Below are 14,470 nucleotides of genomic sequence, written 5' to 3'. Positions count from 1 at the left end.
TCCTCCTTAAACTTCGCGTGCGGCGAGTGGTTGCATCAGCTTCGATGGCAACTTGAATTCGACTTTCTCTTCACGGCCCGCCATCGTCGTGACGTCGACGGGTCCCATTGCGCTCAGCGCATCAATTACGTTTTTGACCATTTCTTCGGGAGCCGAAGCACCCGCTGTGATACCGATGGTTTGCGCATTGGCGAACCACTCCGGCCTCACTTCCGAACCATCGGCGACGAGATAGCTCGCCACGCCGCTTTCGCTGCCTATTTCGCGCAGCCGGTTGGAGTTCGAGCTATTGGTTGCGCCGACCACGAGCAGCACGTCGACCTGCTTGCTCAACTCGCGCACCGCGGCCTGACGGTTTTGCGTCGCATAGCAGATGTCGCGCGTATCCGGCCCGACGATGTCGGTGAAGCGGCGCAGCAGCGCGTCGATGATGCCGCGCGTGTCGTCGACGGAAAGGGTTGTTTGCGTGACATAGGCGAGCGGCGTGTCGACCGGCAGATCCAGATGCTCGACTTCGGCTTCGCTTTGCACCAGCAGCACTTTGCCCGGAATCTGGCCGATCGTGCCTTCCACTTCCGGGTGGCCGGCGTGGCCGATCAGAATCAGCGTGCGCCCGGCTGCCACATACTGGCGCCCCTGCACGTGCACTTTCGTGACGAGCGGGCAGGTTGCGTCGAGCACGTCGAGCCCGCGCGCCTGCGCATCGCGCTCGACCTTTTGAGCGACGCCATGCGCGCTGAAAATCGCCACGGCGCCTTGCGGCACTTCATCGAGTTCCTCGACGAAACGCGCGCCTTTCTGGCGCAGATTGTCGACCACGTGGCGATTGTGGACAATTTCGTGGCGCACATACACGGGCGCGCCGTGCTGCTGCAGCGCCCGATCAACAATCTCGATTGCACGGACAACACCCGCACAAAAGCCGCGGGGTTGGGCAAGGATGACTCGCATAAGTTGGCGGACTCCGACTGACGCGGGTTTCGAGGAAGCCGGAAATTCTGACTTTATCGCCGCGACGATCTAATTAATTAACGTCTTGAGCTCCGGCGGCGTGCCGGTAAGGAAAACCAAACGCGCATTCTAACGCTATCGGGCCAGCTTTGCTTTGGCGCGCCAATACAGTGTTGGGCGCACGCGGCACTCGCCGCAGGCGCCCCGGCAATTCGGGCGGCAATAATTGCACGCTGCACCGCTTTGGCGGAACCCTTAAACTACGGCGTCCCGTGGAGCGCTTCGCCCCACGTCGAAAATAATTCCGGCGCTAGCCGGAAATGAAGGGTGACGATTAATGGGCTTGGCGTCGGTAATTCTGTTTTTTCTTTCCTGTTTATCTCTGCTGATCTGGGCCGTGCTGCTGTTCGCGCGCGGCGGTTTCTGGCGCGCCCGCCCGGCCGAGCCACTGGCGCTCGCGCCGCGCGCCGCGTGGCCGGCGGTAGCCGCGGTCGTGCCGGCCCGCAATGAAGTGGATGTAATCGCCCAAGCCGTCACGACGCTGCTCGAGCAGCACTATCGCGGCGAGTTTCACGTGATCGTGGTAGACGATCACAGCACGGACGGCACCGCCGACGCTGCTCGCGCAGCCGCCTTGCAGCTGCAATGTCCCGACCGGCTCACCGTGCTGAGCGCGAAGCCGCTGCCGCCCGGATGGTCCGGCAAGGTGTGGGCGCAGTCGCAGGGCATCGAGGCCGTGCGCACGCTCGGTTTGCCAGCTGACTTTCTGTTGCTGACGGACGCCGACATCGGCCATCCGCCGGACGCCGTCACGCAGCTGGTCGTTCGCGCCGACGCCGAAAAACGCGATCTCGTCTCTCTAATGGTGCGCCTGCGCTGCGACTCGTTCTGGGAAAAGGCGCTGATCCCGGCGTTCGTGTTCTTTTTTGCGAAGCTGTACCCGTTCGCGTGGGTCAACAACCCGCGCAACCGCACGGCGGCTGCGGCCGGCGGCTGCATGCTGGTGCGCCGCAGCGCGCTGGAGGAAGCGGGTGGGATCGAATCGATCCGCGCGGAACTGATCGACGACTGCAGTCTTGCGGCGCGCATCAAGCATCGCGGCACTGGCCGGCATGCAATCCGGCTTGACGTGGCCGCGCGCAGCGTCTCGCTGCGCCCTTACGACAGCTGGCGCGACATCTGGAACATGATTGCGCGCACGGCCTTCACGCAACTGCATTATTCGCCGATGCTGCTCGCGGGTACGCTCGCCGGCATGGCCATCATCTACCTCGTGCCGCCGGTGGCCGCGCTGGTGCTCGGACCGACGGGCTGGCCGGCGTGGCTTGCGTGGGCGGCCATGTGCTGTGCGTATGCGCCGATGCTCAGCTATTACCGCCGCTCGCCGCTGTGGGCGCCGTTTCTGCCGCTCGTCGCGCTGTTTTATGTCGGCGCGACGTTCGCTTCGGCGCTGCGTTACTGGCGCGGCAAGGGCGGGCAGTGGAAGGCGCGGGTCCAGGCGCCTGTGCAGGAACGTTAAAGAAAAAGCGGCGCATGTGCGCCGCTTTTTCGTTTAGCGCTGCGTGAGCATCATGTAAAGCTGAATGACCATATCCGGCGAAAAGGTGAACGGCACCCAGCCGTGGCCCGTATGCCGCATGACCAGCAGACGGTCGCCGTTCGACTGCTTCTGCACGGCCATGACGGGGTTCTTCGTCGACACGAAACGCCAGCCCGGCGGGATGCCCGGCGGCGGCTCCGGCGTCATGGAGGCGCGCGCGTTGGACAGTTCTTCGATCAGTTGGCTAATCTGCTCCGGCCGCAGCGCGACGGTCTGACCGCCGATCGTCATGGTGATTTCGTTCTGCGCCGGACGATTGATTTCGAGCGTGGGCAGGGCTGCGGCTTCAACAGGCTTCGCCGCCGGTTCGTCCGGCTCTGCCGCGGCCTGGTTCTGCGCGGTTTCGGCTTGCGCTTCGACGGCTGCGCCTTGCGTTTGCGTGGCGGCTCCAACGGTCGCTTGCGCTTTTTCTTCCGCGCCCGCAGCGGCTGGCGCCGACGCGCCTTGCGCGGTGTTTGCGTTGCGTGTCTCGGGGATGTTCTGGGCCTGCGGGGCCACGACAGCCTGAATGAGCTGATCGACGCCCACTTCCAGCGCGCCGAGCTGTTCGTGAAGATTCATGCGAGGTTTCTCTGGTAAGACCCACGATTTTAACTGCTGCGCGTAGGCTTTTACCTTTCGCAATCACAGCCACGTTGTAACAAAATGCGTGCGCTAAGGCTTCAGATAGCCTGCCTGCCGGAACCATTCGAGCGCATCGCTCAAACCCTCGCGATACGGACGCGCGCGGTAGCCCAACTCGCGCTCGGCTTTGGCCGAACTGAAGTACATCTTGTTCTTCGACATCTTCAGACCGTCCACGGTTACGAACGGTTCGCGCTTCGTGAACTTGGCGAGCGCTTCCGCGCCCATGGCGAGCGGGTATAGCGGCCAGCGCGGCAGGCTGATGGTCGGCGCCTTGCGGCCGGTGAGCGCGGCGATATCCGCGAGCATTTGCTGCAGCGGCAGGTTTTCGCCGCCGAGAATATAGCGTTCGCCGATCTTGCCGCGCTCGAGCGCGAGAAAATGCCCGGCGGCGACGTCGTCTACATGCACGAGGTTCAGCCCCGTGTCGACGAAGGCGGGAATCTTGCCGAGCGCCGCCTCGACGATGATGCGCCCGGTCGGCGTCGGCTTGACGTCGCGCGGACCGATCGGCGTGGACGGATTGACGATCACCGCCGGCAGGCCGTCCTGCGCGATCATGCGTTCCACCGCGCGCTCGGCCAGCACCTTGCTGCGCTTGTATACGCCGATGGCCTGATCGGCCTTCAGCGGCGATGTCTCGTCGGCCGAGTTGCCGGAGCTCGTGACCTTGAGCGTGGCCACGCTGCTGGTGTACACGATCCGCTCGACGCCTTCCTTCAACGCGGCGCGCATGGTCGCCTCGGTGCCTTCGAGGTTCGAGCGCTCTATCTCGCCTGGGTCGGGCGCCCACAGCCGGTAGTCGGCGGCGACGTGCAGCAGATAGCGCACGCCGCGCAGCGCGTTGCGCATCGACGCTTCGTCGCGCATGTCGCCGATCACGATTTCGGCGTCGAGCGACTCGACGTTCTGCCGTGGACTGGTGGCGCGCACCAGCACCCGCACCTTGAAGCCCTTCTGTTGCGCGATGCGCGCGACCGACGAGCCGACGAAGCCGGATGCGCCGGTCACGAGCACGAGATCGCGATTCTGTTCGGTCATTCTGTTTCCGTTTCCTGCGTGACAGTCGGGGGATTGTACGTGGCACGCGGGGCCGATGTCGTGCATCTCGCGGTTCCCGCCAACAGCACCGGCCGGCGTGGCCGACGCCGCGCTCCGTCAGGCGCCGCAAAAACGCTAACGCCCAACCCTGCCATGCAGGCTCGCCGCGACCCGACTAGAATTCCGGCTTGAAAGATTGTGAGGAGAAAACGGCATGTCCCCGGATCTGGACGAACGGATCGAAACGTATTACGTGCGCGTGCGCGGCACAGTGCAGGGCGTCGGTTTTCGTCACGCGACCGTGCGCCAGGCGCACGCGCTCGGCATCAAGGGATGGGTGGCGAATCTGGACGACGGCTCTGTCGAAGCGGTGTTGCAAGGCGCGGCCAATCAGGTTGACCGCATGTTGTCGTGGCTGCGTCATGGCCCGCCCGCTGCGCGCGTGACCGAGGTGAGCGGCGAAGAGCGGGCGACCGAAAAGCGCTACGAGCGTTTCGAGCAGCATTGAGCGGTGCGCGAGGGCGGTGAATCGGCGGCTCCGCGCCAGTTGCCCGACGAGACTGCGTTGAGCCTGGCCGATCCGACAACGGCGGTCGATCTGACGCAAGGAGCGGCGCAAAGCGTGGGCGCGAGCGCGCCGCTCGACGCCGCAGACGCCCCTTGCTCCGCTACCTGCAAACCGCTACTTCGAAAGTCGTCGCGCTGTGCGCAAGCCTCCGCTCCGCCGCCTAGCGCGCCACCAACAGGCTTTCAGCAAATCCCCACTCGTTTTCCACCCACTGATGGCTGCACGCGAACCCAGCGTCGTCGGCAATGGCCGGCATTTCGTCCGCGCGGTATTTATGGCTGCTCTCGGTCCAGATCGTCTCGCCGGCCTTCAGCGTTACGGTCAGTTTCGCGGCTGCCACATGCGCGGTGACGTCGCGCTTCGCGCGCAAATGCATCTCGATGCTGCGGGCATCCGGATTGAAGCGTGCGACATGCTCGAATGCGTCGAGCGGGAAGTCCCCGCCCAGTTCGCGATTGATGCGCGCAAGCAGGTTCAGGTTGAACGATGCCGTCACGCCCACGGCGTCGTCGTAAGCGGCGATCAGGACCGGCGTCGGCTTGATGAGATCGGTGCCGAGCAGCAGCGCGTCGCCGGGCGCGAGCATGTTGCGGATGTCGCGTAGAAAGCGCGTGGCCGCCAGTCTGCCGAAATTGCCGATCGTACTGCCGAGGAACAGCACGAGCAGGCGCTCGCCCGCAGCGCGTTTCTTGCTGACCTCGGCGAGACCGGCCAGATAGTCGCGCTCGTAACCCACAATCGAAATGCGCTCGATGTCGCCCAGCTCGCGCCTGCACAACTGCAACGCGGTGCGCGAAATTTCAATCGGGCAGTAAGAAGTGGGGCGCTTTTTACACAGTGCTTCGAGAATGCGGCGGGTTTTCCGCCCACTGCCGCTGCCGAGTTCGGCGACCGTCACATCGTGCGGCAGGTGCTCGACTATGTCGACAGCGTGCTTTGCGAGCAGCCGCTCTTCAGCGCGCGTCACGCCGTACTCGGGCAGCACCGTGATTACTTCGAACAACGCCGAACCGACTTCGTCGTACAGGTACTTGGACGGCAGCTCTTTCTGCGGCGCGTGCGTGAGGCCGGCGCGGACGTCGGCGGCGAAAGCCGAGCGTAAGTCGGGTGATGCGTCGTGCGAGAGGGCTGGCTGGGTCATGCTGTCTCCAGTAGTCACTTCGGTGAGCGGGGTGGTGTCGGGGCGCGGCGCACGTAAAGATCGTTGCGTGCCGCAAGGAAAGCGGGTCCGGCAGTCCGGCCCGGCTCGTTGATATTGCAAACGCTGCGGCAGATTCCGAAGCAAGATTCGCGCTTGACTACGGAGTGCCGTGTGGCGATGAAGGCGCGCGGCTCGTGTCGCGCGCGTGAAGTTACGTTCTAGTTCATCGACGCGAGATGTGCACGAATTAATTCGCCGTCGTTTCAGGGCCGCTGCCTTCCTTTGCCGTGCCGTTGTCGTGCCGTTGCCACGTTTGCATCGCCGCTGAAGTGCAGTTGCAGTGCTGCCCTTGCGCCTCATGGAAAAACGTTGCACGCGTCTGCCGCATGCTCAAACCGGCTAGAATGCGCGGCTTGCATCGTCAGATGAAACGACGGACAGCGGCGCGTAAGCGCGGCTCACTACCTGCACCTCTCAATGACCACAGCTCTCGCGATGCGTCACAACACAGCGCAGCAGACCGCACAATGAACCAGTATTCGCCGCGGCGCGGCATTGCGTTATCGGTTAGTGCGTGTGCGATGTTTGCGCTGCTCTCAGCCTACGCGACGCTGCTCGCACCGCTTAGCGGCCTCGACATCTTCGCCTGGCGCATTATCTGGACCGTGCCAGGCGCGCTGCTGCTTGTCGCGTTGCGCAAACGCATGCCGATTTTGCGGCAGCTTGTTTACCGAATGGTGACGCAGCCCCTGCTAGGCGTTGCGACAGTCACGGCCGCCGCGTTGCTCGGCGCGCAATTGTGGGTCTTTCTTTGGGCGCCGCTGCACGGGCGCATGCTCGAAGTGTCGCTTGGCTATTTCCTGCTGCCGCTCGTCATGGTGCTGGTGGGGCGCTTTTACTATCGTGAGCGCCTCGAACCGTTGCAGTGGGCCGCGGTGCTGTGCGCGGCGGTGGGCGTCGCGCATGAATTGTGGTCGACCGGCGCATTCTCCTGGCCCACGCTGCTGGTTGCGCTCGGTTATCCGCCTTACTTCGTGTTGCGGCGCAAAATACAGTTCGATTCGCTCGCGGTCTTCACCGTCGAAATGATTCTGTTGCTGCCCGCAGCCGTCGCGTTCGTTTTGAGCGGCGGATCGCTTCCGCTCATTGCCGGGCGCCTCGACATGTGGCTGCTGCTGTTGCCGGGTCTTGGCGCATTGAGCACGCTCGCGCTCGCTTCCTACCTGACTGCGAGCCGCCTGTTGCCGGTCGCATTGTTTGGCATTCTCGGCTACGTCGAGCCGGTTTTGCTGGTGCTGGTGTCGGTCACGCTGCTTGGCGAGACGCTGAGCGCCGCGCTATTGGCGACCTATGTTCCCATCTGGATCGCGGTCGCACTCACGGCGCTGCATAGCATGAGGTTCGTGCGCTTCGGGTGACGCGGCAGGAGCTGCGCAGTTCGGTGGAGCGCGATCGGCCGCTGGGGCGGCACGCCCTTGGGGGCCGAATCTAGTGTCGCTATTGTCTGTGCGCGGCGGCATTGCGCTCGTTCACGCGCGTGGGCCCCGCCTCGCGCTCTATCGCGTCGTGCAATGCGGGTCGCCAGCCTATGCCGAACAACGCTTCGGCCAGGACGAAAAGCGGGCCGATCAGCAGGCCGATCACATCGTCGACAAAAGCCGGTTTGCGATGCTCGTATGCAACGTGGCCGATGAACTGAAAAACCCAGCCCGTCACGAAGAGCGCAAGGCCCGTGGCCAGCCACAGCGGGGTGGACAGCGCTGCTGTCCACTGGCCGAATGCGACGCACAGCGCAGAGACGACCGCCATTATCGAACCGAGCGCCACGTCGAGCACAAGGTAGTAGAGCGTGGCGGCAACGAACAGCAGACACGCCGGCGACAACGTCAATGAAGGCGCAACGAGCGCGAAAGACGGACGACTCAGCAGAACCGCCAACGCCAGCACGATGAGCGGAATGCCGACGAAATGCGTGGCGATGTTGCGCCGGTCGCGATGGTAAGCCGCATACTGCGCAAGCTGCTGTGTCAGCGTTCTCATGGATGCCGCTCCTCGGTTAAAGTCAGCATAATCGCGGCGATCGCAATTTCAAACCATCGGGTAGCCGACAATCGGCACAGGCGCGACTCCATGACCGCAAGTATTCCGTCGACAGAGCTTGCCGCGCGGCTTGCAGGCAGCGTGTGGTTCCGCGCGGCGCCGGCGGCGTTGCAGGCACAACTGACCGAGGCGGGACGAATAACGCGTCTTGCTGCTGGCGAGCGTCTCTTCTCGCGCGGCGACGCCGACGACGGTCTCTATTGCGTGCTTGGCGGCCTGATGCGCATCGGCGCGGCGAGTGTAAGCGGCAAGGAGGCGCTGCTGGCCGTCATCGAACCGGTGAACTGGTTCGGCGAAATCGCGCTGTTTGATAATCGCCCGCGAACCCACGACGCTTATGCGGAACGCGACACCGAACTGTTTCATGTGCCGCGCGCGACACTCGCTGCGCTGCTCGAACGCACGCCGGCGTATTGGCACAGCTTCGGCTTGTTGCTCACGCACAAGCTGCGTCTCGCCTTCGAGGCGATAGAAGAAGCCGCGTTGCTGCCGGCCGCGCAACGCATCGCGCGCAGGTTGCTGCTGATGGCGGGCGGCTATGGTGAGGCGGGGGCCCTGCGCCGCGTCATCAACGTGCCACAGGAAGATCTTGCGATGATGCTGGCGCTGTCGCGGCAAACCATCAACCAGGTGCTGAAGCAGCTGGAAACGCAGGGTGCATTAAAGCTTGGTTACGCGGAGATCGAGATCGTCGATGCGCGCAGGCTTGCAGAGTTCGCGCAGTTGCACACGGCTCGAGATTGACAGAATGTGCAGCGCTGTCGGTGCAGATGCTGCCTTGCATTTTTTCGCGCTCATGTCCACGTAAAAAAGGCGAGTCATGCGACTCGCCCCCTCCCTGAACGGCTTGGCCCGGCTCCGATTATCTGCGTTGTGAGTTTTAATGCCCGCGTGGCCGGTGCGCGCCGCAACCGTGCACGTGTTATTGCGTTTTGGTGGTGCCGGTCTTCGCGCCGTCGGGGTTCATTGGCGCATTGCTGGTCTCTTGCGCGTCGTCCGTTTTCGCTTTTGCCGCGCTGGAATCGGTCGACGTTTTCTTCACGGCTTTATGCTTCTTTGCGACGTGCTTCGAAGACGTTTTCACATGCGGTTTGGCAGTCGCTTTGTCCGTTGTTTTGGCCGGCGCTTTGGCCGTAGCCGCGCTTTGGTCCGATGCGCCGGTTTGCACGTCGGTGCTTGCCTTCAGATTCGCCTGGCCGGCGGGCTGCGCTTGTGCGGATTGCGAGGATTGCGACGGTGCCGGTGCCGCCGTTTGTGCGAAAGCGGTCGACACGAGCAGTGCGGAAGCGAGAGCGGCGAAAAGCGTCTTCATGGTTTGACTCCTTGTTTAACCGTTGAATCCGTATGAGTGGATTCGTGAGCGCCGAATCGTTCAGCGCTGCCGGTTTAACGCGGCCTGGAAGACAGCAGTTGACGATGCTCTGGTGACAAAACGTAACTACAGCGCAGCCGCAGAAACATATCAGGGTGCTGAATACGCGCGCCGTCCTGGCGCGCAACCGTCTAACGATCGTTGTGCATCACTGAAACGGATTTTGCACGACGCCTGGCTTTTCATCCGGCTCGTCCTTCGCTTTTGCGGGCAGTGCCGGGTGCGCCTGCAATGCCGCCACCACGGCGTCCAAGGCTTCCTTCAATGCGAGTGCGGCCTTCAGCCCGCGCTGGTCCTGGGTGATTTCCAGCGTGCCGTTCAGGACCACGCGCGTCGTGCCGTTGCTCACGGTCATAGCGTCGCCCTGGATGTTCAGCACGTCGTCGTCGTTCGAGTAAGGTTTAAACACCTTTGAGTCCTCCTGGTCGCTGATCTTTGAGGTTTTCCGGAATGCCCGGAAAGCGGATGCCCGAGGCTGCCTCGAGTTCGTGAATCGTCCGGATTTCATAGCGGTTCGTCGATACGTTGTCGACTATCACTGCGAACGCCAGTTGCCGCGCAGGCACATAAACCGCCTTGAACAGTTGTGTCGGCACGAACACGCGCGTCGCTCCGATTGTCTGCAGTTGCTGTCCGCTGAACATCGGGCCGGTGACGACATACGTATCGTCGTACGTCATGGCGATTTTGCGCACCGACGTTTCAATGCGCGACCACAAGCGCTGATTGTTCTCGCGATTCTGCGGCACGACATTGGCAAGCGAAAACGATTGTGCCATCGCCTGGGCATTCCAGCGATTGCCGGCGGGACTCATGTGCCCGCGGTCGAAGCCGCTGCGCTTGTAGTCGGCGAGCGTCGCGCCTTCGCCCTCAGGCAGACGCGCGTCTTCGAAAAACTTGTTGGTGCGCACCATGTCCTTTGCTGCTTCGATATGGTCGCGGGTCAGATGCTCGGCAGACCACAACGGACCGTGCGTGATGCCGGAGTGCAGGACGGCGAAATCGCTGTAGCAGAGCATGCGCGTTTTCGGCGTCATCTTCTGGTTGGTCAGAACCGGCCATTGCGCATTGGGCGTGAACTGGGTGCAGGAAGGCGCCGCGCTGGCGGTGGCAGCAAACGCAGCGAGCAGGCAGAAAAGCCACTTCTTCATGTGTCGGACGTGAGGGCTGGAAAAGGGCGCAAAGTATAGCGTCGATGCTCGACAAAAAGTGGCGATTCGCGGACGCGGGAAAGCTTGCTTGCCATGACCAGGCACGACCCGGCATGACGACGAGGCGACCGGTGCGGAATCTTGCGGGCAAAAAAATGGGCCGCCTTGCAGCGACCCGAATGCGTGGAAGTCCTACTGTACGCACGCAAACTTAAGACCGGCTTAAAGCGCGCGCGAAGGAAGTGAGACGACGAAAGTGGAACGGTCGGCGCTCGCAGGTATGACACCCGCAAGCACTCGCCCGACAAAAGGACGCCCACGCGCGGACCGATCACCGCGCGTGAGAATTTCCGACCGACTGGGACAAAGGCGGGAACTAATTGGAATTAATTGCCGAACACGCTGTTTTCCGCGTGCACTTTTTGACGATCGACCGCTTGCAAACGCCAGAAACCGCTGGTGGGCGCATGAGTGCGCAGCGTGGTCCAGGCAGCGTCACCCTGTGCCGCGCTTACGCGCTGTTTGCGATCCACATGCAGGCCGCGCAGCGTGCACAACGGCGCTTCGTTACTGGGCCCGCACAACGTCGTCACGCCATTGTCGTCGCGTAGTTCGCCCCAAGGAGGCAGATCGATCCCCTGGTGCGCTTCTCTCGACCACCGATGTTCGTCGGTGTCGAGCCACAGCACAGCGTAGTCATGACTGACGGTGGGATCGGAACCGTTAATAAGGATAGTCAGGCGCATATCAGTTCCGTGCGAAGTGCGAAGAATTGCCTTATCAGTCTATGTCGCAGCACCGGTTAATCAAGACCAAGGTATGAGTTTTCGCGCTGCAATAGTCCACGCGAAGCCGCGGGCTTTTGTTGCGAGCGCACCGCTGGCCGGCACGTTCTCCCGACCATTGTTCGTCGCGCTCTTCGAATAGCTTCACGCGAGGTCCAACGGCGCAGTCAAATCACCGAGCGGCGCCAGACCGTTGCGGGCGAACGCGCGGTCGCGCGCCACCACGCCGGGAAGCGGCGCAAGCCCGTGCACACGGCTGATCAGGCGAAGAATCGAATTGGTGTCGTACACGGTGTGATCCACGAAGCCCTTTTTGGCGAGCGGCGAAATGACCAGCGCGGGAATGCGCGAGCCCGGACCCCAACGGTCGCCAAGCGGCGGCGCGACCGGATCCCACCAGCCGCCGTTTTCGTCCACGGTGACAATCACCACCGTATTGGCCCACTGCGGGCCGCGCTGAATATGCTCGATTACGCGTGCGATATGCCGGTCGCCCGATTCGACGTCCGCATAGCCGGCGTGCATGTTCAGGTTGCCCTGTGGCTTGTAGAAGGTGACGGCGGGCAGGCGCCCCGCGTCGATGTCGGCAAGCAGATGGTTGGTCGAAGCGTCTTCGCCAAGCCCGGCGTCGCGCAGATATTTGCGCCGCGCAGCAGTGCCGGGCGCGTAGTTGGCGAAGTAGTTGAACGGCTGGTGGTGATACTGGAAGTCGGGCACCGCGCCCGTGTCCTGATGCTCCAGTGCGTATTGCCACCCGCCGCTGTACCAGGCCCAGTCCACACCTTTGTCCGAGAGACGGTCGCCGATGGTCGCGTAGGTTTGCGGCGGCAACACGCGCGGATTCGACGCATCCGCGAATGCAGGGTTGCCGCCTTCGACCGGGCGCACGTTGCTCGGCTGATACGGCGCCGCCATGGTGTTCACCGCGTAGCCGTCGGCAGTGAAGGCGCCGTCGTTGACGAACTTCGGCGGGCCGTCGAGTGCCGAGGCCGGCGAGTCTGCTGCGAGCTTCAGCCGGGCGCCCGTCGGATCGTCGCCTTCCACCACCGACACCAGCTTTCTCGCCGGGCTGTTGTGAATGTCGGGATAGAACGGCGCCTGCGCCGAAATCAGAAAGATGTGGTTCAGCCACGAGCCGCCGAACGCGGACATGAAGAAGTTGTCGCACAGCGTGTATTGCTGCGCGAGGCTCCAGAGCTTGAGCGTGTCGGCGGAATTGCGGTAATGGCCCATGACGAGGCCGCCCGAATCGCCCCACGCGGCAAACTGGTTGTTGCGCCCCGCGTTGATCTGCATCTGGTTCTGATAGAAGCGATGCACGAGGTCGCGTGTGATGACGCCGGTGGGCAGCGGCGCGCCGTGCGCGTCGGTGAGATGAAAAGGCCCGTTACGCAGATTGCCGAGGTCCTTCTGGCCGATCATGTAGCGCTTGCCATCCACTTCCTGCGCTTGCGGCACGAGGCCCCCCCAGATTGCCGGCAAGCGCGGCAGCGGCGTCTTGCCGTCGCGGTCGAGTTGCAGATAGCGCTCTGCGCTGACCGAATCCAGCGGATATTGAAGCCCCGGAAAATTGCCGAACAGGTTCGTAAAACTGCGGTTTTCCGCGTAGATCACCACGATCTGCTTGACCTGATCGCGCAGCGCGGCGTCGAGCCGCAGATCCGCCGCGCTGCGCGGTGCGCCGCCGCCTGCGAGTTCGTCGGTCTTGCAACCGCTCAGCGCGAGTCCCAGGCCGACCGCTGCCAGGCCCGTGAGCACACGGCGGCGCTCGGGATTGTGGGGATCGCCCGCAGCACTGGCGGCTTGATCGGCGCGGTCGGCGCCGGGCGGCAGGGAGGAGTCGTGGTCTGTCATCGGTTGGTTCCGAGTAGGCGTGGCGAGCGTGACATGCGGCTCGGGCGGCGCACGAGACGCCGGCTGAAGTTACGGGATTCTGTTGGGACTGCCGGCGCAAGAATGCACCGGCCTGCTGTTGCGATGCAATGCGGCGCTTGCGCAGCTAGGGCAAGCGGCGCTTGACGCGCCAACTGTTGTGCGTTGCATCGACGGCAAGCAGCAGCCAGTGTCGGGCGTTGACCGGGTGACGCTGTTGCGTTGCGTAACCGTCTACGGTCAGTTCGAGTTCGTCGTGCGCCCGCAGATGGCAGGTGGCGTGGGCGCCGGATCCGTCGGCGAATTCGACGGTGGCGTCCGCTGCCCGCGCCGGTTCCGGCAAGTGCGCGATATGCACGGCGCAACCGGGGTAGAGATGCGAAGCGGCAACCTGAATCTGCACGGCATTGGACATGAGCGTGGCCTCCGGACGCTTGATCGGAACGAAGGCGTGGCAGCGAGGCCTCGCGCAGCGGACCGGATCAAAGCATAGCACCGCGAAGCGTTATCGCGTTGGTCCCAAATTGATGAATTGCAAAATACTGTGGCGAGGCAACGCGCTCCGGCAAACGCTTTCCGCTCTACCGGATCGTGGCGTTGCGAACTGCATAAGAAACGCCGCTGCCACCTCCCGCCTCGCGTTTTGAGACTTCAGCTCAAAGCTGCTTCCTGTAGACCACGAACCCCGACTTGTCTGCCACCGTGTCGTACAGTTTCATCGCCGTCTGGTTCGTCTCATGCGTCTGCCAATAGACTCGCTGCGAGCCATCTGCTTTCGCGCGCGCATACACCGCTTCGATCAACGCGCGGCCCACGCCTTTGCCGCGCTCGGTTTGAAGCGTGTACAGGTCCTGCAGATAGCAGATCGGCCCCGCGAGCGTCGTGTGGCGGTGATACAGGAAATGGACGAGGCCCAGCAACTGGCCGGCGCGTTCGGCAACCATTGCGTGCATTGGCTCATACACGTCGAAAAAGCGGCTCCACGTGAGCTGCGTGATCTCCCGCGGCAAGGCGGTTTCGCCCGAGCGGCCATAGAACGCGTTGTAGCCGTCCCAGAGCGGCAGCCATGCGTCGAAATCGGCGTGCTTCACGGGGCGGATGTGAACTGTGTCGGACATGCAGAGGCTCCTTGTTTATGTCGGCGATCAAACCGTCAGCTTAAGAAAATTGCGCCGCCATTGTTAGCTCCACGGAACGGCTCGAATCTGGAACCATGCATGGCTGCGCGCTACAGGCCGCACGCTCCACGCCCCACGCCCCACGCC

16 protein-coding genes are annotated in these 14,470 nt (G+C 63.1%); 4 read left to right on the top strand and 12 right to left on the bottom strand.

Annotation, left to right across the window (positions count from 1 at the left end):
• Positions 1-6 precede the first annotated feature (6 nt).
• Positions 7-951, bottom strand: coding sequence for a 4-hydroxy-3-methylbut-2-enyl diphosphate reductase (gene ispH / locus JNB89_RS21040; RefSeq protein WP_220363485.1), 945 nt, complete (start codon positions 949-951; stop codon positions 7-9).
• Between the two features lie 337 nt (positions 952-1,288).
• Here ispH and JNB89_RS21035 point away from each other — a divergent pair, with 337 nt between their 5' ends.
• On the top strand, positions 1,289-2,470 hold the full coding sequence (locus tag JNB89_RS21035) for a glycosyltransferase (protein WP_220363484.1): 1,182 nt from the start codon (positions 1,289-1,291) through the stop codon (positions 2,468-2,470).
• A 33-nt stretch (positions 2,471-2,503) separates the two neighbouring features.
• Here JNB89_RS21035 and JNB89_RS21030 read toward each other — a convergent pair whose 3' ends face one another.
• Together JNB89_RS21030 and hpnA are read right to left on the bottom strand one after the other, a co-directional pair.
• Positions 2,504-3,112, bottom strand: a complete 609-nt coding sequence (locus JNB89_RS21030) for a hypothetical protein (protein ID WP_220363483.1) — start codon at positions 3,110-3,112, stop codon at positions 2,504-2,506.
• Positions 3,113-3,205: 93 nt separating this feature from the next.
• On the bottom strand, positions 3,206-4,216 hold the full coding sequence (hpnA, locus tag JNB89_RS21025; protein ID WP_013341979.1) for a hopanoid-associated sugar epimerase: 1,011 nt from the start codon (positions 4,214-4,216) through the stop codon (positions 3,206-3,208).
• Between the two features lie 214 nt (positions 4,217-4,430).
• Between hpnA and JNB89_RS21020 the strand changes: the two genes are divergently transcribed.
• Positions 4,431-4,724 (top strand): acylphosphatase, encoded by a 294-nt coding sequence (locus JNB89_RS21020; protein ID WP_013341978.1) that lies wholly within the window; start codon positions 4,431-4,433, stop codon positions 4,722-4,724.
• A gap of 220 nt (positions 4,725-4,944) precedes the next feature.
• On the opposite strand, the gene egtD is transcribed toward JNB89_RS21020, so the two are convergent.
• Positions 4,945-5,925: an L-histidine N(alpha)-methyltransferase gene (gene egtD / locus JNB89_RS21015; protein WP_013341977.1), complete on the bottom strand. Its 981-nt coding sequence runs from the start codon at positions 5,923-5,925 to the stop codon at positions 4,945-4,947.
• A 527-nt stretch (positions 5,926-6,452) separates the two neighbouring features.
• Between egtD and rarD the strand changes: the two genes are divergently transcribed.
• A complete protein-coding gene (rarD, locus tag JNB89_RS21010) occupies positions 6,453-7,343 on the top strand; it encodes an EamA family transporter RarD (RefSeq protein WP_220363482.1) in 891 nt (296 codons plus the stop codon).
• A 79-nt stretch (positions 7,344-7,422) separates the two neighbouring features.
• Here rarD and JNB89_RS21005 read toward each other — a convergent pair whose 3' ends face one another.
• Complete coding sequence (locus JNB89_RS21005) at positions 7,423-7,965, bottom strand: DUF962 domain-containing protein (RefSeq protein ID WP_220363481.1); 543 nt, start codon at positions 7,963-7,965, stop codon at positions 7,423-7,425.
• Between the two features lie 90 nt (positions 7,966-8,055).
• On the opposite strand from JNB89_RS21005, the gene JNB89_RS21000 reads away from it, so the two are divergent.
• Entirely contained in the window at positions 8,056-8,769 is a 714-nt protein-coding gene (locus tag JNB89_RS21000; protein WP_220363480.1) for a Crp/Fnr family transcriptional regulator, read from the top strand.
• A gap of 178 nt (positions 8,770-8,947) precedes the next feature.
• On the opposite strand, the gene JNB89_RS20995 is transcribed toward JNB89_RS21000, so the two are convergent.
• The 7 genes from JNB89_RS20995 to JNB89_RS20965 all read right to left on the bottom strand — a co-directional run bounded on the left by JNB89_RS20995 (position 8,948) and on the right by JNB89_RS20965 (position 14,323).
• Positions 8,948-9,337, bottom strand: coding sequence for a hypothetical protein (locus JNB89_RS20995; protein ID WP_220363479.1), 390 nt, complete (start codon positions 9,335-9,337; stop codon positions 8,948-8,950).
• A 208-nt stretch (positions 9,338-9,545) separates the two neighbouring features.
• Positions 9,546-9,806: a hypothetical protein gene (locus JNB89_RS20990; protein ID WP_220363478.1), complete on the bottom strand. Its 261-nt coding sequence runs from the start codon at positions 9,804-9,806 to the stop codon at positions 9,546-9,548.
• Positions 9,799-10,548: a DNA/RNA non-specific endonuclease gene (locus JNB89_RS20985; RefSeq protein WP_220363477.1), complete on the bottom strand. Its 750-nt coding sequence runs from the start codon at positions 10,546-10,548 to the stop codon at positions 9,799-9,801. The genes JNB89_RS20990 and JNB89_RS20985 overlap by 8 nt, the downstream gene beginning before the upstream one ends.
• Positions 10,549-10,934: 386 nt before the next feature.
• The gene (locus JNB89_RS20980; protein WP_220363476.1) at positions 10,935-11,294 is read right to left on the bottom strand and encodes a DUF3564 domain-containing protein; all 360 of its coding nucleotides are present in this window, start codon (positions 11,292-11,294) and stop codon (positions 10,935-10,937) included.
• A gap of 183 nt (positions 11,295-11,477) precedes the next feature.
• Entirely contained in the window at positions 11,478-13,187 is a 1,710-nt protein-coding gene (locus JNB89_RS20975; protein WP_220363475.1) for an acid phosphatase, read from the bottom strand.
• A gap of 145 nt (positions 13,188-13,332) precedes the next feature.
• Entirely contained in the window at positions 13,333-13,620 is a 288-nt protein-coding gene (locus JNB89_RS20970; RefSeq protein ID WP_013341968.1) for a hypothetical protein, read from the bottom strand.
• 241 nt (positions 13,621-13,861) lie between these two features.
• The gene (locus JNB89_RS20965) at positions 13,862-14,323 is read right to left on the bottom strand and encodes a GNAT family N-acetyltransferase (protein ID WP_220363474.1); all 462 of its coding nucleotides are present in this window, start codon (positions 14,321-14,323) and stop codon (positions 13,862-13,864) included.
• Positions 14,324-14,470: the final 147 nt, after the last annotated feature.

Source organism: Paraburkholderia phenoliruptrix (assembly GCF_019511605.1).
Lineage (GTDB): Bacteria > Pseudomonadota > Gammaproteobacteria > Burkholderiales > Burkholderiaceae > Paraburkholderia > Paraburkholderia phenoliruptrix_A.
Note: the sequence above shows the minus strand (reverse complement) of the source record. Positions and strands in the feature narration are given on the sequence as shown.